Origin of the sequence: Streptomyces sp. NPDC058279 (assembly GCF_042881255.1) — a bacterium.
Lineage (GTDB): Bacteria > Actinomycetota > Actinomycetes > Streptomycetales > Streptomycetaceae > Streptomyces.
The window spans coordinates 359382-382708 of sequence record NZ_JBHVYA010000004.1; the positions used below are offsets into that span (position 1 = coordinate 359382).

22 protein-coding genes and 3 tRNA genes are annotated in these 23327 nt (G+C 71.8%); 21 read left to right on the plus strand and 4 right to left on the minus strand.

Annotated features, from left to right (window positions below):
• The first annotated feature begins 114 nt into the window (after positions 1–114).
• From ACFVXJ_RS11395 to ACFVXJ_RS11455, 13 genes are all read left to right on the plus strand, one after another.
• On the plus strand, positions 115–1020 hold the full coding sequence (locus ACFVXJ_RS11395; RefSeq protein ID WP_389661485.1) for a LysR family transcriptional regulator: 906 nt from the start codon (positions 115–117) through the stop codon (positions 1018–1020).
• Between the two features lie 99 nt (positions 1021–1119).
• Positions 1120–1674, plus strand: coding sequence for a cysteine dioxygenase (locus tag ACFVXJ_RS11400; RefSeq protein ID WP_389661486.1), 555 nt, complete (start codon positions 1120–1122; stop codon positions 1672–1674).
• Positions 1675–1793: 119 nt separating this feature from the next.
• Positions 1794–2765, plus strand: a complete 972-nt coding sequence (locus ACFVXJ_RS11405; protein ID WP_389661487.1) for a YeiH family protein — start codon at positions 1794–1796, stop codon at positions 2763–2765.
• Between the two features lie 84 nt (positions 2766–2849).
• A tRNA-Ser gene (locus ACFVXJ_RS11410) sits at positions 2850–2934 on the plus strand.
• A gap of 201 nt (positions 2935–3135) precedes the next feature.
• A complete protein-coding gene (locus ACFVXJ_RS11415; RefSeq protein ID WP_389661488.1) occupies positions 3136–3555 on the plus strand; it encodes a DUF6344 domain-containing protein in 420 nt (139 codons plus the stop codon).
• Between the two features lie 479 nt (positions 3556–4034).
• A complete protein-coding gene (locus ACFVXJ_RS11420) occupies positions 4035–4346 on the plus strand; it encodes a hypothetical protein (protein ID WP_389661489.1) in 312 nt (103 codons plus the stop codon).
• Positions 4347–4504: 158 nt separating this feature from the next.
• A complete protein-coding gene (locus ACFVXJ_RS11425; protein WP_389661490.1) occupies positions 4505–5665 on the plus strand; it encodes an acyl-CoA dehydrogenase family protein in 1161 nt (386 codons plus the stop codon).
• Complete coding sequence (locus tag ACFVXJ_RS11430) at positions 5662–6597, plus strand: bifunctional MaoC family dehydratase N-terminal/OB-fold nucleic acid binding domain-containing protein (RefSeq protein ID WP_389661491.1); 936 nt, start codon at positions 5662–5664, stop codon at positions 6595–6597. The genes ACFVXJ_RS11425 and ACFVXJ_RS11430 overlap by 4 nt, the downstream gene beginning before the upstream one ends.
• Positions 6597–7721 (plus strand): acyl-CoA dehydrogenase family protein, encoded by a 1125-nt coding sequence (locus ACFVXJ_RS11435; RefSeq protein WP_389661492.1) that lies wholly within the window; start codon positions 6597–6599, stop codon positions 7719–7721. The genes ACFVXJ_RS11430 and ACFVXJ_RS11435 overlap by 1 nt, the downstream gene beginning before the upstream one ends.
• Entirely contained in the window at positions 7708–8106 is a 399-nt protein-coding gene (locus ACFVXJ_RS11440) for a MaoC family dehydratase (protein ID WP_389661493.1), read from the plus strand. The genes ACFVXJ_RS11435 and ACFVXJ_RS11440 overlap by 14 nt, the downstream gene beginning before the upstream one ends.
• A complete protein-coding gene (locus ACFVXJ_RS11445; protein ID WP_389661494.1) occupies positions 8103–9269 on the plus strand; it encodes a lipid-transfer protein in 1167 nt (388 codons plus the stop codon). Before ACFVXJ_RS11440 ends, ACFVXJ_RS11445 begins: the two co-directional genes overlap by 4 nt.
• Before the next feature lie 133 nt (positions 9270–9402).
• Positions 9403–9936: a SigE family RNA polymerase sigma factor gene (locus tag ACFVXJ_RS11450; RefSeq protein ID WP_389661495.1), complete on the plus strand. Its 534-nt coding sequence runs from the start codon at positions 9403–9405 to the stop codon at positions 9934–9936.
• A 194-nt stretch (positions 9937–10130) separates the two neighbouring features.
• Positions 10131–11780 carry a long-chain fatty acid--CoA ligase gene (locus tag ACFVXJ_RS11455; protein WP_389661496.1) on the plus strand — a complete coding sequence of 550 codons (1650 nt, stop codon included), beginning with the start codon at positions 10131–10133 and terminating at the stop codon, positions 11778–11780.
• 19 nt (positions 11781–11799) lie between these two features.
• On the opposite strand, the gene ACFVXJ_RS11460 is transcribed toward ACFVXJ_RS11455, so the two are convergent.
• The 3 genes from ACFVXJ_RS11460 to ACFVXJ_RS11470 form a co-directional block, all read right to left on the minus strand.
• Positions 11800–12375, minus strand: coding sequence for an antibiotic biosynthesis monooxygenase (locus tag ACFVXJ_RS11460; RefSeq protein ID WP_389661497.1), 576 nt, complete (start codon positions 12373–12375; stop codon positions 11800–11802).
• 13 nt (positions 12376–12388) lie between these two features.
• Positions 12389–15871 (minus strand): PAS domain-containing protein, encoded by a 3483-nt coding sequence (locus ACFVXJ_RS11465; RefSeq protein ID WP_389661498.1) that lies wholly within the window; start codon positions 15869–15871, stop codon positions 12389–12391.
• A 119-nt stretch (positions 15872–15990) separates the two neighbouring features.
• Positions 15991–16416 carry an SSI family serine proteinase inhibitor gene (locus ACFVXJ_RS11470; RefSeq protein ID WP_389661499.1) on the minus strand — a complete coding sequence of 142 codons (426 nt, stop codon included), beginning with the start codon at positions 16414–16416 and terminating at the stop codon, positions 15991–15993.
• Positions 16417–16688: 272 nt separating this feature from the next.
• On the opposite strand from ACFVXJ_RS11470, the gene ACFVXJ_RS11475 reads away from it, so the two are divergent.
• Both ACFVXJ_RS11475 and ACFVXJ_RS11480 read left to right on the plus strand, forming a co-directional pair.
• A tRNA-Ser gene (locus ACFVXJ_RS11475) sits at positions 16689–16779 on the plus strand.
• Between the two features lie 231 nt (positions 16780–17010).
• Positions 17011–17083: transfer RNA gene (locus ACFVXJ_RS11480), tRNA-Arg, on the plus strand.
• A gap of 55 nt (positions 17084–17138) precedes the next feature.
• Here the strand turns inward: ACFVXJ_RS11480 and ACFVXJ_RS11485 are convergent.
• Positions 17139–18056: an SMP-30/gluconolactonase/LRE family protein gene (locus tag ACFVXJ_RS11485; protein WP_389661500.1), complete on the minus strand. Its 918-nt coding sequence runs from the start codon at positions 18054–18056 to the stop codon at positions 17139–17141.
• A gap of 108 nt (positions 18057–18164) precedes the next feature.
• On the opposite strand from ACFVXJ_RS11485, the gene ACFVXJ_RS11490 reads away from it, so the two are divergent.
• The 6 genes from ACFVXJ_RS11490 to ACFVXJ_RS11515 all read left to right on the plus strand — a co-directional run bounded on the left by ACFVXJ_RS11490 (position 18165) and on the right by ACFVXJ_RS11515 (position 23319).
• A complete protein-coding gene (locus tag ACFVXJ_RS11490; protein ID WP_389661501.1) occupies positions 18165–18599 on the plus strand; it encodes an Lrp/AsnC family transcriptional regulator in 435 nt (144 codons plus the stop codon).
• Positions 18596–19477, plus strand: a complete 882-nt coding sequence (locus ACFVXJ_RS11495; protein ID WP_389661502.1) for a DUF2797 domain-containing protein — start codon at positions 18596–18598, stop codon at positions 19475–19477. Before ACFVXJ_RS11490 ends, ACFVXJ_RS11495 begins: the two co-directional genes overlap by 4 nt.
• A 183-nt stretch (positions 19478–19660) precedes the next feature.
• Positions 19661–20002: an antibiotic biosynthesis monooxygenase family protein gene (locus ACFVXJ_RS11500; RefSeq protein ID WP_389661503.1), complete on the plus strand. Its 342-nt coding sequence runs from the start codon at positions 19661–19663 to the stop codon at positions 20000–20002.
• Positions 19983–20864: an amidohydrolase family protein gene (locus tag ACFVXJ_RS11505; RefSeq protein WP_389661504.1), complete on the plus strand. Its 882-nt coding sequence runs from the start codon at positions 19983–19985 to the stop codon at positions 20862–20864. The genes ACFVXJ_RS11500 and ACFVXJ_RS11505 overlap by 20 nt, the downstream gene beginning before the upstream one ends.
• A 92-nt stretch (positions 20865–20956) precedes the next feature.
• The gene (locus tag ACFVXJ_RS11510; protein WP_389661505.1) at positions 20957–21724 is read left to right on the plus strand and encodes a response regulator transcription factor; all 768 of its coding nucleotides are present in this window, start codon (positions 20957–20959) and stop codon (positions 21722–21724) included.
• The gene (locus ACFVXJ_RS11515) at positions 21724–23319 is read left to right on the plus strand and encodes a sensor histidine kinase (protein ID WP_389661506.1); all 1596 of its coding nucleotides are present in this window, start codon (positions 21724–21726) and stop codon (positions 23317–23319) included. Before ACFVXJ_RS11510 ends, ACFVXJ_RS11515 begins: the two co-directional genes overlap by 1 nt.
• Positions 23320–23327 lie beyond the last annotated feature (8 nt).

The following is a 23327-nucleotide window of genomic DNA, read 5'->3' on the forward strand; positions in this document are numbered from 1 at the left end:
CCGGGGCACGAGACCGGCGGGCGCTCAACGCGCGCTGGTCAATGGCTTGATGGAGAGGGGCCGTGGGCGGGATTCCGCCTACGGCCCCTCCCAACGTCCGCTTATGCTTCCCCCGTGTTCGATTCTCGGCACATACGGACATTCCATGAAGTGGTCGCCTCCGGGTCCTACTCGGCGGCCGCGCGAGCCCTGGGCTACACCCAGCCCGCGATCACCCAGCAGATGAAGGCGCTGGAGCGCGCCGTCGGCACACCGCTCTTCACCCGGGTCGGCCGGACGATGCAGCTCACCGAGGCCGGGGAGTCCCTGGCCCGGCACGCCGAATCCATCCTCGGCAGCCTCTCCGCGGCCGAGGCGCAGCTGAAGGCGTACGCACGGCTGCGCACCGGGCGGGTCCGGCTCTGCGGGTTCCCCAGCGCCAACGTCACCCTCGTGCCCGAGGCGCTCAGCGGCCTGGCGAAACAGCACCCGGGCATCCAGGTCGAGCTGCTGGAGGGGGAACCACCGGAGTCCTTGCGGCGGCTGCAACGCGGGGAGTGCGACATCACGCTGGCCTTCACCTATCCCGGGCTGCACGAGGAGATACCGGAGGAGGTCGCGGAGATCAAGCTGCTGGAGGACCAACTGACGGTGCTCCTGCCGACCGGACATCCCTTGGCCAGGCGCCGGGCCGTCCACCTCGCCGACCTGGCCGGGGAACGATGGATCGCGGGCTGCCCGCGCTGCCGGGCCAACCTGCTCCACGAGTGTGCGGAGCTCGGCTTCGTGCCCGACATCAGGTTCGCCACCGACGACAACCTCGTGGTGCAGAGCCTCGTCGCACAGGGTTTGGGCGTGGCGATGATGCCCGCCTTGGTGCTTCCCTCGCTATCGCTGACCAAGGTCTGCGGCAGGCCGTTCCAGCCGGCCGCCCGCCGCCACATCGCCGCGTACGTGTACCGGGACCACCTGAGGATCCCGGCGACGGCGGTGGTCCTGGAGGAGCTGAAACGGGTCGCGGACAACCGCGTCGGCTGCTGACCCGGGGCGCCGCGACCCGCCGATCCATAAACGCGGCTTGGGTTTTCGGGTCGAAACTGTCGTTGGACGTGATGGGTGGGCTGCCCGGACGCTCCCTGTATGACCACCACCACACCGGCCCGCACGACCACGAGCATGGCCGCCCTCGTCAGTGAGATCCGCGCCGTCGTGGAGCGTGGCCTCGTACCCGACCTGACCGCCCACCTCGTCGGTGAGCGGCTCGCCCCCTACCTGCACAGGGATGATCTCCTCACACCCGAGCAGCGGGAGGGGCATGCGGACCGGTACCGCCAGCACGTGCTGCACGCCGAGCCGGACGGCAGCTTCTCGGTGGTGGCGCTGGTGTGGTTACCGGGTCAGGAGACCGCGATCCATGACCACGTCGCGTGGTGCGTGGCGGGCGTCTACGAAGGTGCCGAGAGCGAACTCCGCTATCGGCTGGCCCCGGCCACGGCCACGACGGGCGCCCGCCTGGTTCCGACGGAGGAAGTGGTCAACGGACCCGGTGACGTCTGTGGCTTCGCCCCGCCCGGCGACATCCACAAGGTTCGCAACTCCTGTCGTACGACGGCGATATCCCTCCACGTGTACGGCGCCGACGTCATCCGCCTGGGCAGCAGCGTCCGCCGCGTCTACACGATCCCGGCCGGCTGATGGCCCTGCTGAACCGGCCCACCCACCATCCGCTGTGGGGTCGGCTGCGCCATGTTTCACGTGAAACAACCCCAGCCGCCCGTGTTTCACGTGAAACATCCCCTCCTTCTTGGCCCGGAATGGCGCTCGCCGCCTTCGGCGCCCTCCTGGCCTGGTGCGTGCATCTGGTGGTGCCGGCTGTGCCGATGTTGACCGCGTCGGTGGTCCTGGGCATCTCCGTCGCCCACCTCCCGGCCACTCGGACGGTTGTACGAGGACCCGCGCGCCCGGGACTGTCCCTGGCGGGCCGGAGGTTGATGCGGATCGGCATCGTCCTGCTCGGGTTGGGCTTGGGCTTGGACCAGGTGCTCCGGCTGGGCTGGTCGACGGTGGTGATGGTCGGCGGGGTGGTCGCGGCCACCTTTTTCGGCACCCTGTGGCTGGGCCGTCGCCTGGGGCTGCCAGGAGACCAGCCGTTGTTGATCGCCACCGGGTACTCGATCTGCGGGGCCTCGGCGATCGGCGCGGTGAGCGAGGTGTCCGGAAGTGACGAGGAAGATGTGGCCTCGTCGGTCGCCCTGGTGACTCTGTGTGGAACCTTGGCCATTGCTGTACTCCCGCTCCTCCAAGGCCCCTTGGGCCTGTCCGACGTGGAATTCGGCCGGTGGGTGGGCGCGAGCGTCCACGATGTCGGCCAAGTGGTGGCGACCGCTCAGACCGCGGGACCCGGCGCCCTCGGCGAGGCGGTGCTCGTCAAGCTCATGCGGGTGGCGCTCCTGGCCCCGCTCGTCGCGGCCGTGGCGTTCTCGGTACGGGCCCGGCGACGGGGAGTGCGTACCGCCTCGGGACGGCGCCCCGCCCCGGTGCCCCTTTTCGTGGTCGGCTTCCTGCTGGCGGCCGCGCTGCGCGCCACCGGAGTCCTGCCCCACGCGGCCCTGGACTGGGCGCACACCGCTCAGGAGGCACTGCTGGCCGCAGCCCTGTTCGGCCTGGGCACCGCCGTCCACCTCCCCACCCTGGCCCGCACCGGCGGCCGAGCGGCGGCGCTGGGCCTCGGCGCCTGGGTGGTGGTGGCCGGAGTGTCCTACGGGGGCGTCCTGCTCACCGTGTGAGGCCGGGGCGATGCCTACGACCAGCCCCAATCCGCCTGACCCAGCCCCCACCCACCCTCACTGCCCGGTACTCTGTACCGGCCAGGTGGGTTGCCCGAGCGGCCTAAGGGAACGGTCTTGAAAACCGTCGTGGCGCGAGTCACCGTGGGTTCAAATCCCACACCCACCGCAGCTGATCGGCCCCTGACCAAGAGACTTGGTCAGGGGCCGTTCTGCTGCCCGGAGGCGCGTGTCTCTTCACCGGTTGGTTCTTATGGGTGGTGTTTGTCGGAAGATCGGCGCGCGTGGTGGGGTTCGTCCGGTTGCGGAAACATCATGGCGAATGTATTCAGATCCGCCCTTCGGAACATCGCGAAATGAGGGACCCGTCATGGCTCTCCGCAGCACCGTCTCGTCGTTCTGGACCGTCGTCCTCGCCGCGGTCGTGGCACTGCTCGCCGCGCTCGGCTTCGGGGCGAAGGCCGCTGCCGCCGCTCCCTCCGGCGAGGCCGCTCCCGCGACCACGGCGGTTCGGCGCCGGCCGGCCCCGGTGGCGCGGCGGACGTGGCGGGCGATGATGCGCGGCGGGTCGCTGCCGCCCACGATCAAGCAGCGGATCCGGGCCGAGGCGCACGGCAAGACCCCCTCGGTCCGGCGCTCGACCACGGCCCTCGCCGCCGGTGGGTCCGCGGGAGCCGTCGGGCAGCCGACCGTGTCACCCCTCACCGGTGGAACCGCCCAGCAGGCCGCGGCCGTCGTCCCTGGTGGGCACGCCCGAGTCGGTGTGCGGCAGTGGGGACTCGCCGCATAGGCCCGGGCACGGCACGACGCAGAAGAACAGCGGGCGCTGGAGCCCGGCCGGTCACGGCCGCGGATCGCGTCCAAGGCGCCCCCCGGCGGGGTGCGAGGGAATGAGCCCCGGCGGCGCCGGGGCGCACAGGGGGCGCGAAGCACGACATCGCAGGGTCGCAGGCCCGGGAGACAGCGGGATTCCCGGAGGATGCGGCCCTTTTTGGCATGTCCGGACTGGCGGAATTGGAGAAACGATCCTCTTCGGTTGGGGCAGGAGTGTCGGGCGATTCAGGGGTGCTGATGTGGGGCCAGGGGGGCGCAAATCAGGTTTATCCGATGTTGCTCATGCTTGCGGGGGAATCGTGCGCTCCGTGATGGTTCGCCGGGGATTCGGTGGGCAGCTCTGATCTCGCGACGTCGGCACCACCCACAACGACCGAGGCGGTCGGCCAACTGCCTTGGAAATCAGCCCACTTCGGTTCTCTGGAGGATTCAGACATGGCAAGCACCCGTACCGCTCGCGTCATCGCCACCGTCGCCGCACTACCGCTCGCCGTCGCCCTGTTCGGCGGCGTGGCCTCGGCGGACAACGGGGCCTTCGCGAACTCCGGGTCGAACGCGAGCGTCGCGAGCATTCTCGGCAGCGGCGTGGGCGGCAACAACCACGGCAACTCCTCCACCTCGCAGCAGGTGGCCACCGGCGCCGGAGCGTCCAACCAGAACAACACCGCGCAGGTCAACGGGTCGGCTTGGACCGCGATCCAGCAGCACAACGCCAATGTGGCGGTGAACTTCTTCCCGTGGCGGTGACCCCGCCTGACCACGGCTGACTGATCGGGGCGCCCGTGTGACCGGACCGGCTGGGGTCCGGTAGCGCGGGCGCCCCCGTGCGTCGGCACCTTGACATCGAGCACAAATCTGACGGACAGTCAGATCTATTCGTCGATGTGAAGCCGGGAGGCCCGCGCGTGCACCTCGCCCCGACCGGACGCCAAGTGCGGCTCCGCTCCGAACTGCGGGAGTACTTCCGCGAGCTGCTGCCCGACGGGCCGCCGAAAGACCCGGCCGAGCAGCGTGCGGTGCTGCGGCGGATCGGGACCGACGGACTGCTCGGCCTCGGCTGGCCCGTCGAGTACGGCGGCCAAGGACGCGGCGCTGACGATCAGTTCCTGTTCTTCGACGAGGCGTACCGGGCCGGCGCCCCCGTCTCCATGGTCACCCTCAACACCGTCGGGCCGACCTTGATGAAATACGGGACGCAGACGCAGAAGGACCACTTCCTCCCTCGCATCCTCACGGGTGAACTCGTCTTCGCCATCGGCTACTCGGAACCGGAGGCCGGCACCGACCTCGCCTCGCTGCGCACCCGCGCCGTCCGCCAGGGCGGTCCGGAGGGGGACTGGTTGATCGACGGGCAGAAGATCTTCACTTCCAACGCCCAGAACGCCGACTGGATCTGGCTCGCCTGTCGCACCGATCCCCAGGCCCCCAAACACAGGGGCATTTCGATCATCCTCGTGCCCACCGACACACCGGGCTTCGGCTGGACCCCGATCGAAACGGTCGGCGGACTGACCACCACGGCCACGTACTACGACTCCGTCCGTGTGCCCGCCGGCCACCTCGTCGGCCCCGAACACGGCGGCTGGGGACTGATCACCAACCAGCTCAACCACGAGCGGGTGGCCCTGGCCGCGATAGGCATGCAGGCCGAGGACTTCTACGAGCGCGCCCTCGGCCACGCCCGCACGCCGGATGCCGTCACCGGCGAGCGCCCGGCGGACCACCCCTGGGTACGGTCCCGCCTCGCCGAGGCCCACGCACGGCTGGCCGCGGTGCGCCTCCTGAACTGGCGCCTCGTCCAGGACGTCGGCAGCGGAACCCTGGCTCCCGGAGACGCCGCAGGCGTCAAGTTCCTGGGCACCGAATCCGCCGTCGAGGTGTACCGGATGTGCCAGGAGGCGGTGGGCGACGAGGCCCTCGTACGCGGCCCGGCGGGTTTTGCGGGTGGTGAACTGGAGCGGATGAACCGGGCCGCCCAGATCAACACCTTCGGCGGTGGGGTCAGCGAGGTCCAGCGGGAGATCGTCGCCATGATGCGGCTCGGCATGAAGGGGAGGAAGCGATGAGCACGGAGCCGCCCGGGGACGTCCATGAGGCGGCCCGCTTCCACGCGCTGCTGAAGGGCTTCGAGGGGCGCCCCGCCGCCTCGGGAGGACGCGCCAAGGACGCGGTCAACGCGACGATGATCCGCCACTGGTGCGAGGCCATGGGCGACAACAACCCCGCCTACACCGGTCCGGACGCCATCGCGCCGCCCACCATGCTCCAAGCGTGGACGATGGGCGGCCTCTCCGGCCACAGCGACCGCTCCTCCGCCTACGACGAGTTGTTCGCCCTCCTGGACGGCGCGGGATGCACCTCCGTCGTCGCCACCGACTGCGAGCAGGAGTACCTCCGCCCGCTGCGCCCGGGCGACGCCGTCACCTTCGACGCCGTGATCGAGTCGGTCTCGCCGCGCAAGACGACGAAGCTCGGCACCGGCCACTTCGTGACGACCCGGATGGACATCCGCGCGAACGGGGAACCCGCGGGCACCCACCGCTTCCGCATCCTGAAGTTCGCGCCGACCCGGCGGGCAGCGCCGAAGCCACCAGCCGCGGCGCGCCGACCCCGGCCGGTGATCAACCGTGACAACCAGGGCTTCTGGGACGGCGTGCGCGCACACACCCTGCTGATCCAACGCTGCACCGCCTGCGCCACCCTCCGCTTCCCCTGGCTCCCCGGCTGCCACGCCTGCGCGAGCCCCGACTGGGACACCGTCGAGGCGAGCGGGGCCGGCACCGTCTTCAGCCACGTCGTCATGCACCACCCGCCCTTCCCGGCGTTCGACCCTCCGTACGCGGTCGCGCTCGTGGAACTCGCCGAAGGAGTCCGGATCATCAGCAACATCACCGGGGTCCCCTACGACAAGGTGCGCATCGGTCTCCCCGTCCGGCTGGAGTTCCTGCGCGTGGACGAGGACCTGGAACTGCCGGTCTTCCGAGGGGGCGAGGGCTGATGGACTTCCGGCCCACCGAGGAGCAGACCGCCGCGGCCGGCCTCGCCGCCCACATCTTCCGCGACCTCGCCACGCACGAGCGCTCGGCGGCCGCCGGTTCCGGCAGCGACGCCGAACTGTGGAAGGCCCTCACGACCGCCGGACTGACCGCCGCCGTGGCCGACGTCGGCCTGCTCGGCCTGGTGCTCCTGCTGGAGGAACAGGGCCGTACGACCGCGCAGGTCCCGTACGCCGCCACCTGCGCCTACGGCATCCTCCCGGTGGCCCGGCACGGCAGCGCGGAGCAGCGCGCCCGGCTGCTGCCCGCCCTCGGGACGGGTGAGGCGGTGGCCACGGGGGCGTTCCCCGGGCGGGCCGGGATCACCGCCACACCGGACGGGCGGCTCACCGGCACCGCCCCGGTCGTGCCCTGGCTGCGCGACGCCACGCACGTCCTGGTCCCGGACGCGCAACGCGCCCTGTGGCTCGTACGGACCGACCTGCCCGGTGTCGACACGTCGGCGGTGGAGACCACCGCGCCGTGGGCCGCGGGCCGGCTGACCCTTTCCGGGGCACGGGGGGAACGGCTCGGGCAGGGCCCGGAGGTCTACGAGGACGTCCTCGCCGTGGCCCGGACCGCCTTCGCGGGGCTCCAGGCGGGCGTCTGCGCGGGCTCGCTGGCCCGCGCCGTGGAGTACACCTCCACCCGCGAACAGTTCGGCCGGCCGCTCTCCACCAACCAGGCGGTCATGCTCCGGGCGGCCGACGCACACATGGACACGGAAGCCATCCGGGTCACCACCTACGAGGCGGCCTGGCGCGTCGACGAGGGTCTGCCCGCGCGCGAGCACGCGCTGACGGCGGCCTGGTGGGCCTCGGAAGCGGGCAAGCGGGTCGTGCACTCCGGTCAACACCTGCACGGCGGCATGGGCGCCGACCTGGACCACCCCGTCCACCGCCACTTCCTGTGGGGACGCCAGTTGGACGCCTACCTGGGTTGCGGCAGCGAGTTGTTGGCCGAGCTCGGCGCGCTCCTGGCGGAGGAGCCGCCGCAGCCGCCGGGTGCCCCCGAGTCACCCGTATCCCTGACGTCCACGGTGGGGACGACCACCGCCACGGAGCGGAGGACACATGAAGGTCGGTGACGCACTCCCGCCCCTGGAGATCCCGGTCACCCGCACGCTCATCGTCGCGGGCGCCATCGCCTCCCGTGACTACCAGGACGTGCACCACGACGCCGAGCTCGCGCGGGAGAAGGGCTCCCCGGACATCTTCATGAACATCCTGACCACCAACGGTCTGGTGGGTCGGTACATCACCGATCACCTCGGGCCCGCCGCCACCCTCCACAAGGTGGCCATCCGTCTCGGCGCCCCGAACTACCCCGGCGACACCATGACCCTCACCGGGACCGTCACCGCCCTCGACGGGGACACCGCCGAGATCCGGGTGGTCGGCACCAACGGCATCGGGCACCACGTCACCGGCACCGTCACGGTGTCCATGGGGGCCGGGGAGGCCGCAGAGTGAGCGTCCGCCGCCGGGACGAGCTGGGCGGCCGGGCCGCCATCGTCGGCATCGGCGCGACCGAGTTCTCCAAGGACTCCGGTCGCAGCGAGCTCAAGCTCGCGGTCGAAGCCGTCCACGCCGCCCTCGACGACGCCGGGCTGACCCCCGCCGATGTCGACGGCATGGTCACCTTCACGATGGACACCAGCCCCGAGATCACCGTCGCGCAGGCGGCCGGCATCGGGGAACTGTCCTTCTTCTCCCGGGTCCACTACGGCGGCGGCGCGGCCTGTGCCACCGTCCAACAGGCCGCCCTCGCCGTCGCCACCGGGGTCGCCGAGGTCGTGGTCTGCTACCGCGCCTTCAACGAGCGCTCCGGGCGCCGCTTCGGCTCCGGGGTCCAGCAGCGCGAACCCTCGGCCGAAGGCGCGGCCCTCGGCTGGTCACTGCCCTGGGGACTGCTCACCCCCGCGTCCTGGGTGGCCATGGCCGCCCAGCGCTACCTGCACGCGTACCACCTGACCGCCGAGGCGTTCGGGCACGTCGCCGTCACCGGCCGCCGGTACGCCGCGAACAACCCCGCCGCCTACTTCCACGGCAAGCCCATCACCCTCGCCGACCACGCCGCCTCACGCTGGATCGTCGAGCCCCTGCGACTCCTGGACTGCTGCCAGGAGACGGACGGCGGCCAGGCCCTGATCGTCACCAGTACCGAGCGGGCCCGCTCGCTGCGGCGGGCACCGGCCGTGATCACGGCGGCGGCGCAGGGAGCCGGGCGCCGCCAGGAGGCCATGACCTCCTTCTACCGCGACGACCTGACCGGGCTGCCGGAAATGGACGTCGTCGCACGCCAACTGTGGCGGACCAGTGGACTGCGCCCGTCGGACATCGACGTAGGCATCCTCTACGACCACTTCTCCCCCTTCGTCCTCATGCAACTGGAAGAGTTCGGATTCTGCGCGCCCGGGGAGGCCGCCGACTTCGTGGCCGCCGACGCACTGCCGCTCAACACCCACGGTGGCCAGCTCGGAGAGGCGTACCTGCACGGCATGAACGGCATCGCCGAGGCCGTCCGACAGCTTCGCGGTACCTCCGTCAACCAGGTCGCGGGCGCCCGGCACAGCCTGGTCACGGCCGGTACGGGCGTACCCACATCCGGCCTGATCCTCAGCTCCGACGACTGACTCGGGTCCCCGCCCGCGACGGGCCTCCACCTTCAGGAGGTGCGGGCGGGGCCGGCCCTACAACCTGAGACGGATCCCGCTTCGGCACCTGCGACCGATCCCAGGGCGGTCCGGCGGCTTCTAGCGTGGGGGCATGACCACGCCTGTCTGCACGCTCGCCTCGAACCCGACGCCGTACCCGTCGTTCTCGGCGTACGTCAGGACCCGAGGCACGTCCCTGATGCGCACCGCGCGCTCGCTCACCGCCAACACCTGCGACGCCGAGGACCTGCTGCAGACGGCCCTCGCCAAGACCTACGCCGCCTGGGACCGCATCGAGGACCACCGGGCACTGGACGGCTACGTCCGGCGCGCCCTGGTCAACACCCGCACCTCCCAGTGGCGCAAGCGCAAGGTCGACGAATTCTGCTGCGAGGAGCTACCGGAGGCGGAGCAGGCGCCGTTCACGGACGCCGCGGAGGCCCAGGCGCTGCGCGACGCGATGTGGCGCGCGGTGACTCGGCTGCCCGACCGGCAACGCGCGATGGTGGTCCTGCGCTACTACGAGGACCTCAGCGAGGCACAGACCGCCGAGCTGCTCGGGGTCTCCGTGGGCACGGTCAAGAGCGCCGTCTCCCGGGCCCTGGGCAAGCTCCGTGAGGACCCGGAGTTGGCCCCCGTCCGCTGAGCCGCCCCGAACGGCGCCATGTTTCACGTGAAACAGCGCGGCAGCACACCGCGGCGGCCGGCTGTTTCACGTGAAACATCCCCGTCGCCCGGCGCGCTTTCTACCCCCGGGTAGTGACATACCGCGTGGTACGTGCGCAGAATCGGCAGCATCCGTAGCCGCCGTAGCGCCGCAGCGCCCACCGGGAGGACGCTTTGCTGAGCACCATGCAGGACGTACCACTTCTCGTCACCCGCATCCTGCACCACGGGATGACGATCCACGGGAAGTCCCAGGTCACGACCTGGACCGGCGAGGCCGAGCCGCACCGCCGCAGCTTCGCCGACATCGGTGCCCGCGCCACCCGCCTGGCGAACGCCCTGCGCGACGAGCTGGGCGTCCGACAGGACGACCGGGTCGCCACCCTCATGTGGAACAACGCCGAGCACGTGGAGGCGTACTTCGCCATCCCCTCCATGGGCGCCGTCCTGCACACGCTCAACCTGCGCCTCCCTCCCGAGCAACTGGTCTTCATCGTCAACCACGCCGCGGACCGGGTGGTGCTGGTCAACGGCACCCTGCTGCCGCTCCTCGCGCCGCTGCTGCCGCACCTGCCCACCATCGACCACGTGGTCGTCTCGGGTATCGGTGACCGATCCGTGCTCGACGGTCTCGACGTGCGCGTCCACGACTACGAGGAACTCCTCACCGGCCGCTCCGACCACTACGACTGGCCCGAGCTGGACGAACGCCAAGCCGCGGCCATGTGCTACACGTCGGGCACCACCGGCGACCCCAAGGGCGTCATCTACTCCCACCGCTCCATCTACCTGCACTCCATGCAGGTCAACATGACCGAGTCGATGGGACTGACCGACCGGGACACGTCCCTGGTCGTGGTCCCGCAGTTCCACGTGAACGCCTGGGGCCTGCCCCATGCCACCTTCATGACCGGCATCAACCTGCTGATGCCGGACCGCTTCCTCCAGCCCGCCCCGCTCGCCGAGATGATCGAGCGGGAGAAGCCGACCCACGCCGCCGCCGTCCCCACCATCTGGCAGGGGCTCCTCGCCGAGGTCACCGCGCACCCCCGCGACCTCACCTCGATGAAGCAGGTCACCATCGGCGGCGCCGCCTGCCCGCCGTCCCTGATGGAGGCGTACGAGAAGCTCGGCGTCCGTCTGTGTCACGCGTGGGGCATGACGGAGACCTCCCCGCTCGGCACGATGGCGCACCCGCCGGCGGGTCTGAGCGCCGAGGAGGAGTGGCCGTACCGGATCACCCAGGGCCGCTTCCCGGCGGGTGTCGAAGCCCGCCTGATCGGCCCGGGCGGCGACCGCCTGCCGTGGGACGGCGAGTCGGCGGGCGAACTGGAGGTGCGCGGCGCCTGGATCGCGGGCGCCTACTACGGTGGCGCGTCCGGCGAACCGCTTCGCCCGTCGGACAAGTTCAGTGCGGACGGTTGGCTCAAGACCGGCGATGTCGGCGTCATCAGCGCGGACGGTTACCTGACGCTGACCGACCGGGCCAAGGACGTCATCAAGTCGGGCGGCGAGTGGATCTCCAGCGTCGAGCTGGAAAACGCGCTGATGGCGCACCCGGAGGTGGCCGAGGCGGCGGTCGTCGCCGTACCCGACGACAAGTGGGGCGAGCGTCCGTTGGCGACTGTCGTCCTCAAGGAGAACGCGACCGTGGACTACACCGGGCTGCGCGCGTTCCTGGGGCAGTCGATCGCCAAGTGGCAGTTGCCCGAACGCTGGACGTTCATCGAGACCGTGCCCAAGACCAGCGTCGGCAAGTTCGACAAGAAAGTGATCCGCAGGCAGTACGCGGACGGCGAGCTGGACGTGACGCGGCTCGACTGACCCCGGCGGGCCGGAAGCCTCAGCCGCGCGTGAGCCAGGACCGCAGCAGCCTGCTGACCGCGGGCATGGCCACGTAGGTCATCAGGGTGCTGAAGACCACCGTGAAGGCGGCGGTCCGCAGCACGAAGGGCAGGTCCACCAGGTACGGCCCGAGCACCGCGTTGCCGAGCAGCGAGATCGGGAAGATGGCCAGCCCCGAGCTGATCGCCATCTTCCAACGCGGAGGCGCGGGCCGGGTCGTACCCGGCTTCGCGAACCAGGTCTCCATCCCGTGCAGTTCGCGCCGCGCTATCTCGTGGTGGTGATGGCCTTGGCAGTTGGCGAAGAACGCGGCGCGCTCCGGCGACTTCTGCCACGCCTCGAAGGCGGCCTGATGACGGAAGCGGTGCACCAGGAACCAGGGGGCGCCCTCCGCCGCCGGCCGGAACAGCCCGTACCCGAGGTGGTCGGGGAAGCCCGCGGCGGTCTCCAGGATGCCGCGGGCCCATGCCTCGAAGTCCTCCTCGTGGCCCGGCTCGACCTGCCGGGCGATGAGGAGGCTCACCTCACCGTTGTCGGCGGGAACGCTGTGCTCGGTCGTGTCGATGATGGCCATCGGGCCAGGATGACTAGTTGGTGCCGATCTTGGCCAGCAGGTCCACGATGCGGCCCTGCACATCGGCGGTCGTGGCCCGCTCGGCGAGGAACAGCACGCTCTCGCCGGAGGCCAGCCGCGGCAGTTCGGCGGGGTCGATGCCGGTCGCCGTGTAGACGACGAGCGGCGTGCGGTTCAGCTGCCCGTTGGCACGCAGCCAGTCCACGATCCCGGCCCGCCGCCGGCGCACCTGCATCAGGTCCATGACGACGAGATTGGGCCGCAGCCGGGTGGCGAGTTCCACCGCGTCGGTGTCGGCACCCGCCCGCGCGACCTGCATGCCGCGCCGTTCCAGGGCGGCGGTGAGCGCGGTGGCGATCTCGTCGTGCTCCTCGATCAGCAGGACCCGCGAGGGGTGCTGCTCGCTGTCGCGCGGCGCGAGCGCCTTGAGCAGGACGGCCGGGTCGGCGCCGTACGCGGCTTCCCGCGTGGCGTGCCCCAGTCCGGCCGTGACCAGGACGGGCACCTCCGCCGCCACGGCGGCCTGACGCAACGACTGGAGGGCGGTGCGGGTGATGGGACCGGTCAGCGGGTCCACGAACAAGGCGGCGGGGAACGCGGCGATCTGGGCGTCCACCTCCTCGCGGGAGTGGACGATCACCGGGCGGTAGCCGCGGTCGCTGAGCGCCTGTTGGGTCTGGGCGTCGGGCGCGGGCCACACCAGCAGCCGGCGCGGGTTGTCCAGCGGCTCCGGCGGAAGCTCGTCGTCCACGGGCGGCGGTACGGCCCGGTTGACCACCTCGACCGCGCCACCGGGGCCGTCGAGCGGCTCGGGCCCCTCGTCGGACCCCGCCTCGGGGGCCCCTATGGCGAAGGCGCGGCCCTGCGGCGCGGGCTCGGACAGCCGGCGGCGACGGCCGGAGCCGCCCGCGTCGACCGAGATGCCCTGGCCCAGGGTGCCGAGAGCGCGCACGCTGATCGGCTGCGAGGTCTCGGGCGGAGCGTCTTGAGGCTGCCGGGCACCGGGTACGGGTACGGGCCCGGCCGCGGGCTCCCCGTCCTCGGAAGCGGTACGGGCCGCGGGCACCGGCCAGGCGGGGGTCTCGGGCAGGGCGCGGCGCCGCCCGGTCGGCGGCACCGGTCCGGGCGCCCCCGGGGCGGTCGCGGGCGCGGCCTCGGAAGCGTCGGCTGAGGGTGCGCCGAGCACCCGGCGTCCACGGCGGCCCACCGGAGCGTCGGCGTCGGCCTCGGTGGGAGCGACCGCCCCGGCGCCCTGGGCGGGAGTCGGTCCGGCGGGCAGGGCGAAGCCGCCCTCGGGAGCGATGGGGCGTTGCGGAACGGGGGGCACGAGCCCGGCCGCCGGAACCGGACCGCCCGGCTGCGCGAACGGCCCCGCTGCCGGGCCTGTCGTCGGACCCGCCGCCGGGCCTGCCGGCGCGGCCGGGCCCAACGCGCGGCGGCGGCCCGCCGGATGCTCGGTCAACGGAACGGGCGGCACCGCGGGCACGGGCGGCAGCGCCGGCATCCCGGTCCCTCGCGGGGGCACGGGCTGCTGCGGTCCGGCCTGCTGCGGCCCGGCCTGAGCCGGCAGCGGTTGAGCGGGCCCGGCCTGAGCGGGCAGCGGTTGGCCCGGCCCGGCCTGAGCGGGTACGTGCGGGGGCCCACCGGGGCGCCGGGAAGCACCGGCTGCGCCGGAAGCACCGGCCCCGCCGATGCCGCCGGAACCGCCGTCACCATCGGAACTGCCGTCACCGTCCCGGCCGCGCCTGCGCCCGGTACCCAGCCCCGCCGGGTTCACCGGGGACTGGGCGAGCTCGGGGCCGTTCGGACCCGGGCCGTCGATCGTGCCGTCCGCACGGCGCCGCCCGGACGACAGCGCGAGCGCGCCCCCGCCCTCCTGCGGCGCCTTCGCCTCGTCGGCGGCATCGTCCAGGAACGCGTCCACCCCGCGCCGGGCCCGCCGGCCGCCGGACTCGCCCCTGGCGGCGCCGCCGTCCTTGGCGTTCGGCTTCGCCTCCACCTCGGCGGCCGCGGGCTCCTTCGGCTCCGGCAGCGTCACCGTCCCGGCTCCCGCACCCAGCGGCAGCTCCAGTACGTACGTACCGCCCGGCGCGCCGGGTACCTCGACGGTCTGGAGGACACCGCCGTGCGCCGCCACGATGCCCCGGACGATCGGCTCGTGCACCGGATTACCGCCTTCGTACGGCCCGCGCACCTCGATCCGTACGACGTCACCGCGCTGCGCGGCGGCCACGACGATCGTCGAGTCGCCGTACCCACTGCCCTGGCGGGTCTTGCCCGTGGCGTCCACCCCGGCGACATCCGCGACCAGGTGCGCCAGGGCGGTCGCGATCCGCTCCCCGTCCACCTCGGCCTCGATCGTCGGCGCGTGCACGGCGAACTGCGCCCGGCCCGGCCCGATCAACTCCACCGCGCCGTCGACACCGGCCGCGACGACCTTGTTGATCAGCGTCTTTTCCTTGGCGAGCTTGTCGCTGCCCGCGTCCAGCCGCTGATAGCCCAGCACGTTGTCCACGAGCGTGGTCATCCGCGAGTAGCCGGCCGCCAGGTGGTGCAGCAACTGGTTCGCCTCGGGCCAGAGCTGGCCCGCGTCATCGGCGGCCAGCGTCGCCAGCTCCCCGCGCAGCTCCTCCAACGGCCCGCGCAGCGACTCGCCGAGCACCGCCAGCAACTGGGCGTGCCGGGCCGCGAGGGCATCGTAGGGACGCCGGTCGGTGAAGGTCATGACGGCGCCGACGAGCAGCTCGCCGTCCCGTACGGGCGAGGTCGTCAGGTCGACGGAGACCGGCTGCCCGGCCTTGTTCCACAGCACCTGGCTGCGGACCCGGTGCTTGCGACCGCTGCGCAGGGTGTCGGCGAGCGGGGACTCCTCGAAGGGGAACGGCGAACCGTCCGCGCGCGAGTGCTGGATCAGTCCGTGCAGCTCGCGATTGCCGAGATCGGTGGCCCGGTAGCCGAGGATCTGCGCGGCGGCCGGGTTGACGAGGACGACCCTGCCGTCGGTGTCCGTGCCCACCACGCCCTCGGCGGCGGCGCGCAGGATCATCTCGGTCTGTCGCTGCGAGCGGGCGAGCTCGGCCTCGGTGTCCAGGGTCTGGGACAGGTCCCGTACGACGAGCATCAGCAGCTCGTCGCCGGTGTACGCGGGCTGCGGCTCGCGGTAGGCGTCGCGGCCGTCGAGGTGCGCGGCGGTGACCTCGACGGGGAACTCGCTGCCGTCGGTGCGCCGGGCCGTCATCCTCTTGGGCTTCGGCCGGCCACCCTCGTCGTCTCCGGGCCGGCGCATCGAGCCGGGGATGAGCTTCGAGTCGAACTCGGGCAGGAGGTCCAGTACCCCGCGGCCGACGAGGCCGGTGCCGGGACTTTCCATGATCTCCAGCGCGATCGAATTCGCGTTGACCACTGTGCCGTTGGCGTTGACGAGCAACAGCGCGTCGGGAAGTGCGTCGAGTATTGCTGCGAGGCGAGCAGCGCCTCGGGATGGCCTGCTGCTCACGACGAGCTTCCTCCCTGACCACGACTACCGGCATGTCACGGGAGGAGTCTAAGGGCACCGCCCCGCGGCGGGATGGCCGATGCGGGGCGTATACCGCACATCCTTCACATCCTCCCAGGTCAGGAACGCCCACTCGGAAGCACAGGTTCCAGGGTCTTCCACCGGGCGATGTCGCATCCGTTCCTCCGCCGGAACGTGGCGTCCACCTTTTTGCCGTGCCACGATCCCGTGATCCGGGCGGTGGCCGGGCCGCCGTCGACCATGGTGCACATCTGCCGATCGGCCGTGGGGGCGAAGGGGTCCTTGCCCTCCTTCGCGAGGGCGTCGAGGCGGGCGCAGGCGTCCTCCGCCTTGGGGTGGTTCCCGCCGACCGGGTCGCACTCCAGCCGGTACTCGCCGTCGGTGCGCGGGTTGCCGGTGTCGGACACGGCGATGGTGAGCCGGTCGGGCGTCGACAGCAACCGCTCCAACGGCAGGGGTGGGAGCGGCCCGGCGGCCGCGGCGGCCAGGGCGGAGGTGACGGCGAAGGCGGCGAGACGCAGCATGGGGCACTCCAGGTCGTCCGTACGTCGTACGCCTGACCAACGACCCGCGCGCCCCGACGTTGCGTGCGGGGGGACGCGTGCGCGTGTACGGCCGGCACCCGGCGGCGCGTACCGTGCCGCGTCGCGCCTCCGGGTGCGTCGACGCGTCGGCTGGTGGGTGCCCTTAAGGCTTTGCCCCGGGGCCGACGTTCCTTGTACCGTGGGAGCGGATTGGTGACCGGCCCCGCGCCTGTGTCATCATCTGCACGCACCCTCGTACGCGAGGGTGTGCTGGAGGCGTCGCCTAGTCCGGTCTATGGCGCCGCACTGCTAATGCGGTTTGGGGCTTACCCCCCATCGAGGGTTCAAATCCCTCCGCCTCCGCACCTCACGAAGCCCCGGTCCTCACGGACCGGGGCTTCTGTGCGTTTCGAACGCCCCGAGAGGGGTACCGCGTCCGTCCTCCCGAAGCCGCGCGGAGCCTTCCGGATGATCTCCCTCCGGCCTGTTTCCGCAGGTCAGCACCGGTGGGGCTAATGGATTTCGCGTCCCGCCGAGGTCCATGTATTGTTGTTCTCGCAAGGCCAACGGGGCGCAAAACCCCGAACAGCCCAAGCACTCGTAGCTTAACGGATAGAGCATCTGACTACGGATCAGAAGGTTGCAGGTTCGAATCCTGCCGAGTGCACAGCCGAAGAGGCCCCCCGGTTCACCGGGGGGCCTCTTGCGTTGCGTGGTGGAGGTCAGGGGCGGTGGACGCGGGGGAGGCCGGTGACCGAGAGGACCAGGGAGTAGAGGGACGTGGTGGCGGTGATGAAGAGGCGGTTGTTCTTCGGGCCGCCGAAGGCGATGTTCGAGACCGGCTCGGGGACGCGGAGTCGGCCGATGAGGTCGCCGTCCGGCGCGTAGCAGCGGACGCCGTCCTGCATCGCGGCCGCCCACAGCCTGCCGCCGTCGTCGAAGCGGATGTTGTCGACCGAGGGGCAGGCGGCGAAGACGCGATCGTCCGTCAGGGTGCCCGTATCGGTGACCTTGAAGGCGCGGATGTGGCCGGCGCGGGTGTCCGCCGCGTAGAGCTCGCTCTCGTCGGCGGAGAAGACGAGGCCGTTCGGGCCGCGGAAGCCGTCGGCGACCAGACGGACCTCGCCCGTCGCCGGGTCGGCGCGGTAGAGGTTGCAGGCGTCGATCTCGCTCGGCGCGCGCCGGCCCTCGTAGTCGCTGGTGATGCCGAAGTCCGGGTCCGAGAACCAGATGGAGCCGTCGGAGCGGACCACCGCGTCGTTCGGGCTGTTGAGGCGCTTGCCTTCCCACCGGTCGGCGATGACGGTGAGGCTGCCGTCCGGCTCGGTGCGGGTGACGCGCCGGTTGCCCTGCTCGCAGGTGATCAGGCGGCCCTCGCGGTCGAGGGTGTTGCCGTTGGGATGTCCGGCGCCGGTACGGAACACGGATACGGCGCCCGTGACCTCGTCCCACCGCAGCATGCGGTCGTTGGGGATGTCGCTCCACAGGAGTTGTCGCCAGGCCGGCAGGTAGAGGGGACCCTCCGCCCAGCGGCAGTCGTCGTAGAGCCGCTCCAGGCGGGCGTCACCGTTGGCGCACCGGCCCGCGCGGAACCGATCGTCCAGGATCTCGTACAGCATCAGGTCCGCTATGGGTGACATGGTTCCCCCTATGGTCGAGTAGGCCGAATGCGATTCGGCGCAGGGATGAGATTGCCGGACCAGGTACTGTCTTCGCAAGGGTTGGCGGGTGGATGAGGGGAAGATCGGGTGGACGACATCGACCGGGCGCTGCTCCAGCGGCTCCAGCAGGACGCGGGCCAGTCCTACGCGGCCCTCGGCGCTGCCGTCGGGCTCTCGGCGGGGGCCACGCACGAACGCGTGCGGAAACTGCGCGAACGCGGGGTCATCCGGCGGACCACGGTCGACGTGGAACCGGCGGCCGTCGGGAGCGGGGTCCTGGCCTACGTGATGGTCGATTCGAATGCCTGGATGGGCGACTCCAGGGCCGCCTTCGAGGGCATCGCCGAGATCCAGGAGGCACACATCATCGCGGGCAGCGCCTCCGTGCTCGTCAAGGTGCGGACCGGCTCGACCGAGCAGCTGCAGGACGTACTGCGCCGCCTGTACGCCATCGACGGCGTCAGCGGAACGCAGGCCACCGTGGTCCTGGACACCTTCTTCGAGCGACCGCTCCCGCTGTGACCTGGTGGTGCACCGGCATCCGGTGGCAGGACGGCCGACCCCGCATCGGCTGGTACGGAGCCGACCGCGCGGAGCGCGACAGCCCGCTCGGCTACGGTCGACGACTGGCCTTCGTCGCCCGGGGCGAGCGGTACTGCCTCGGCGTGCGGCGGGCGGGGAAGCGCACGCCCTGTCCCGCGCGCCGGACGGTGCCGGGGCGGGCGGCGAACGCCCAGTGCCCCGAGTGCGCCCGGCTGGACCGGTCCTTCTCGGTGGCCGCCGACACCAATGCCGCCGATCCGCGGCCCTACCGGGTGTACCTCGCCTGGTTCGGGCCCGGTCTGATCAAGGTCGGCATCACCGCCGAGGAGCGCGGGCCGGCCCGGCTGCTGGAGCAAGGGGCCGTGACCTGGGCCTGGCTGGGACGCGGCCCGCTGATGGCCGCCCGGCGCACCGAGGAACTGCTGAGGGCGGCGCTCGGAGTGCCCGACCGGATCGCCTACGCCCGCAAGCGCGCGGTACGGGCCCACCTGCCGGCGCCGGCCGAACGCGCCGGGGAGGTCGTCGAGCTGCACGCCCGGGCCGTGGCGCTGCCGGGGTGGCCGGAATCGCTGGAGCCGGTGGGCTGTGAAGTCGTGGACCATGCGGCGGCCTTCGGCCTGGACGTGCTCCCGGCGCCGACGCGGGTGCTGACGGAGTTGGTGTCGGGCGGGGCGGTGGCCGGGCTGCTGGTCGGCGCGTCCGGGCCGGATCTGCACTTCGCGGACGGGCTGGTGGTGGACACCCGGCTGCTCGCCGGTTGGGAACTGGCGGCTCCGGCCGGCGACGCCGTCACGGACGTGCCGGTGGCGACGATCGCACCGCCCGCCGCGGACGCCGAGCAGGACGGGCTGTTCTGACCGCGCCCGGACCGGGCCCCTGTCCGGCCCCGCCGACCGCCCCCACCGGCCTCCGGACCCACCCCGGACCGGGCCGCGTCTGAGGCCGGACCAGGGGGTACCAAGGTCAAAACTTGGATCCCTTTGGCTCCCCGGCCCCCCTTCGGGTGGACATGCGAAAGGCCGCCCCGGAGGGTGGGCGTCATGAGCATCCAGCCCGCACCCGCGTACGAACCGCCGTACGTGATGGCCGTCTTCACCAACGTCCGCACCCCCGACGAGACCGACTACCCGGAGACCAACGCCCGGATGAACGAGATCGTCCGGGCCAACCCCGGCTTCCTCGGCTACGAGTCCGCGCGCACCCCGGGCGGCCTCGGCATCACCGTCGCCTACTTCCGCGACCACGACTCCCTCGCCGAGTGGCGGGAGAACCTGGAACACCAGGCCGCGATGGAGCACGGCCGCGCCCACTGGTACGAGAGCTACACGCTGCACGTCGCCACGGTCGAACGGAGCCACGGCTTTGTCCGAGACAACGGTTGAGGCACTCCGCGCCTTCCGTGAACGGCTGGGACTACCCGGGCTGGTCGACGTGCACACCCACTTCATGCCCGAGCGGGTCCTGGACAAGGTGTGGGACTACTTCGACGCCGTCGGCCCGCTGACCGGGGTCGAGTGGCCCATCACCTACCGGCACGAGGAGGAGCAGCGGGTCGCGCTGCTGCGCGCCTTCGGTGTACGGGCCTTCACCGCCATGCTCTACCCGCACAAGCCGGCGATGGCCGCCTGGCTCAACGCGTGGGCCGCGGACTTCGCCGCCCGGACCCCCGACTGCCTTCACACCGCGACCTTCTTCCCGGAGGAGGGCGTGGCGGAGTACGTCGGCCAGGCCGTGGAGGCAGGGGCGCGCATTTTCAAGGCGCACCTCCAGGTCGGGGCGTACGACCCGAACGACGAACGGCTCCGACCGGTCTGGGGGCTGCTGGCCGAGGCTGCCGTCCCGATCGTGATCCACTGTGGTTCGGGGCCGGTACCGGGCAAGCACACCGGGCCCGAGCCGATCGCCCGTCTACTGGCCCGCCACCCCCGGCTGCCCCTGGTCATCGCCCACATGGGCATGCCCGAGTACGTGGACTTCCTCGACCTGGCCGACCGCTACCCCGAGGTCCGCCTCGACACCACCATGGCCTTCACCGACTTCTCCGAGCAGTTCACCGGTTTCCCTGCGGACGACCTCGGCCGGCTGGCGGACCTCGGCGACCGGATCCTGCTCGGCACCGACTTCCCGAACATTCCGTATCCCTACGAGCACCAGCTTGCCGCCCTCGAACGGCTCGGCCTCGGGGACGAGTGGCTGCGGGCGGTCTGCCACGACAACGGCGCCCGCCTGTTCCGCCTGGCGTAAGCCACGAACGGGGGCCGCGCCGACTCCCGGTTCTCAGGAAATTCACAGGCAGGCGCAAGAACGCTCTCAGAGGTCGCGTCGAGCGTGTACGCATGACTGCGACGACCACCTCTCACGCGTCCACGTCCGCCGGCAAGCACACGGCCCTCCTGCGACCCGACGGCGGCCCGTGCCGGGTTCTCGTCGTCGACGACGAGGCCGCGCTCTCCGAACTCCTCTCCATGGCCCTGCGCTACGAGGGGTGCGAGGTCCGCAGCGCCGGCGACGGTGCGGGCGCGGTGCGGACGGCTCGGGAGTTCCGCCCGGACGTGGTGCTCCTCGACGTCATGCTTCCGGACATGGACGGCCTCGCCGTGCTCGGGCAGCTGCGGCGGGAGCTCCCGCACGTGCCCGTGCTGTTCCTGACCGCCAAGGACTCCGTGGAGGACCGCATCGCCGGACTCACGGCGGGCGGCGACGACTACGTCACCAAGCCGTTCAGCCTGGAGGAGGTCGTGGCCAGGCTGCGCGGCCTGGTCCGCCGCTCGGGCGCGGCTCAGGCGGCCCGCGGCGGCTCGGTCCTGGCCGTCGGTGACCTCCGGTTGGACGAGGACAGCCACGAGGTGACCCGCGGCGGCCGGGAGATCCACCTGACGGCCACCGAGTTCGAGCTGCTGCGCTATCTGATGCGCAACCCGCGCCGGGTGCTGAGCAAGGCGCAGATCCTGGACCGGGTGTGGTCCTACGACTTCGGCGGCCAGGCCAACGTGGTCGAGCTGTACATCTCCTACCTGCGGCGCAAGCTGGAGAGCGGCCCCGGACTGCCGCCGCTGATCCACACCCGACGGGGCGCCGGCTACCTGATCAAGCCGGCCGAGTAGTGGCCGTACGTCTTCCCGGGAGCCGGCGCCCGGGCCGCGCGGCGCGGCGCGGCCGGCGGCCCTGGTCGCTGCGGTCCCGACTCGTCCTGGCGGCGGTGGCGCTGATCGCGGTCGTCGGCGCGGCCATCGGCACCGTCACCACCTTCGCGCTGCGCCAGTACCTGGTCGAGCAACTGGACGACCAGCTGCGCACCTCCATCACGATGGCCACCCGAGGCCCTCGCGCCGGCAAGCCCGCCCGGGAGGCCGACCTCGGCTTCGTACTCGCCGGCACCCCGCCGGACGCCGCCGGGATCAGGCTCGACACGGACGGCAAGGTCATCGGCAGCGCCCGCAACGCAACGGTCGTCGGCCCCGAGTTCGACCCCCGCCCGCCCCTCACCGACGCCCAGACCACGGCTTTGCTGAGGGCCGTCCACAAGGCCGCTCAAGGCCGCCCCGGGCCGCTGGAGCTCGATCTGCCCGAGCTGGGGGGCTACCGCGTGCTCACCGCTCCTGACGGGAGCCTCGTCCTCGGCTTTCGGCTCGCCGAAGTCGACTCCACCGTGCGGACACTGATCGCGGTGGAGGTCTTCGCCACCCTGGCCGGCCTGATCGCGGCCTCCCTCGCCGGACAGGCGCTCGTCGGTGTGGCGCTGCGCCCGTTGCGGCGCGTGGCCGTCACCGCCACCCGCGTTTCCGAACTCCCCCTGCACAGCGGAGAACCCGCGCTGCACGAGCGGGTGCCGGACGCCGAGGCCGACCCCCGTACCGAGATCGGTCAGGTCGGAGCGGCTTTCAACCGGATGCTGGGCCATGTCTCCTCCGCCCTCACCGCGCGGCAGCAGAGCGAGACCCGGGTCCGTCAATTCGTGGCCGACGCCAGCCACGAGCTGCGTACCCCGTTGGCCTCGATCCGGGGCTACGCCGAGCTGACCCGTCGGAGCCACGAGGAGCCCGGCCCCGACACCCGCCATGCCCTGGGGCGCATCGAGTCCGAAGCCACCCGCATGACCGGCCTGGTCGAAGACCTCCTGCTGCTGGCCCGGCTGGACGCGGGCCGGCCGCTCGGCACCAGTGAGACCACCACCGATCTCGCTCCCCTCGTCGTCGACGCCGTCAGCGACGCGCGGGCCGCCGGGCCCGAACACCACTGGCGGCTGGAATTGCCGGACGAACCCGCCACCATCCGGGCCGACCCGGCCCGCATCCAACAAGTCCTGGTGAACCTCCTCGCCAACGCCCGCACCCATACCCCGCCCGGCACCACCGTCACCGCACATGTTTCACGTGAAACACACCCCGAAGCGTCCGGCGTTTCACGTGAAACATCGCTCGTTCGCCTGCGGGTCGAGGACAACGGGCCTGGTATACCGGCCGAATTGCTGCCGCACGTCTTCGAGCGGTTCGCCCGCGGTGACGCGTCCCGGTCCCGGGCGGCCGGGTCCACCGGCCTCGGGCTCGCCATCGTCCAGGCCGTGGTCACCGCCCACGGCGGCCGGGTCGAGGTCCGCAGCCGGCCCGGCAAAACCTGCTTCGAGGTCCTCCTGCCCCTCGCGCAGGCCTCGGAACGGGCCGACTCACAGACGGAGCACAGGCTCACCACACAGCGGTGACAGTTCAC

Coding starts and splice junctions, on each gene's coding strand:
- ACFVXJ_RS11510 (WP_389661505.1), top strand. CDS start 20,957: ATGACTGCGACGACCACCTCTCACGCGTCCACGTCCGCCGGCAAGCAC.
- ACFVXJ_RS11440 (WP_389661493.1), top strand. CDS start 7,708: ATGAAGGTCGGTGACGCACTCCCGCCCCTGGAGATCCCGGTCACCCGC.
- ACFVXJ_RS11485 (WP_389661500.1), bottom strand. CDS start 18,056: ATGTCACCCATAGCGGACCTGATGCTGTACGAGATCCTGGACGATCGG.
- ACFVXJ_RS11500 (WP_389661503.1), top strand. CDS start 19,661: ATGAGCATCCAGCCCGCACCCGCGTACGAACCGCCGTACGTGATGGCC.
- ACFVXJ_RS11450 (WP_389661495.1), top strand. CDS start 9,403: ATGACCACGCCTGTCTGCACGCTCGCCTCGAACCCGACGCCGTACCCG.
- ACFVXJ_RS11460 (WP_389661497.1), bottom strand. CDS start 12,375: ATGGCCATCATCGACACGACCGAGCACAGCGTTCCCGCCGACAACGGT.
- ACFVXJ_RS11470 (WP_389661499.1), bottom strand. CDS start 16,416: ATGCTGCGTCTCGCCGCCTTCGCCGTCACCTCCGCCCTGGCCGCCGCG.
- ACFVXJ_RS11405 (WP_389661487.1), top strand. CDS start 1,794: ATGGCGCTCGCCGCCTTCGGCGCCCTCCTGGCCTGGTGCGTGCATCTG.
- ACFVXJ_RS11420 (WP_389661489.1), top strand. CDS start 4,035: ATGGCAAGCACCCGTACCGCTCGCGTCATCGCCACCGTCGCCGCACTA.
- ACFVXJ_RS11400 (WP_389661486.1), top strand. CDS start 1,120: ATGACCACCACCACACCGGCCCGCACGACCACGAGCATGGCCGCCCTC.
- ACFVXJ_RS11430 (WP_389661491.1), top strand. CDS start 5,662: ATGAGCACGGAGCCGCCCGGGGACGTCCATGAGGCGGCCCGCTTCCAC.
- ACFVXJ_RS11435 (WP_389661492.1), top strand. CDS start 6,597: ATGGACTTCCGGCCCACCGAGGAGCAGACCGCCGCGGCCGGCCTCGCC.
- ACFVXJ_RS11415 (WP_389661488.1), top strand. CDS start 3,136: ATGGCTCTCCGCAGCACCGTCTCGTCGTTCTGGACCGTCGTCCTCGCC.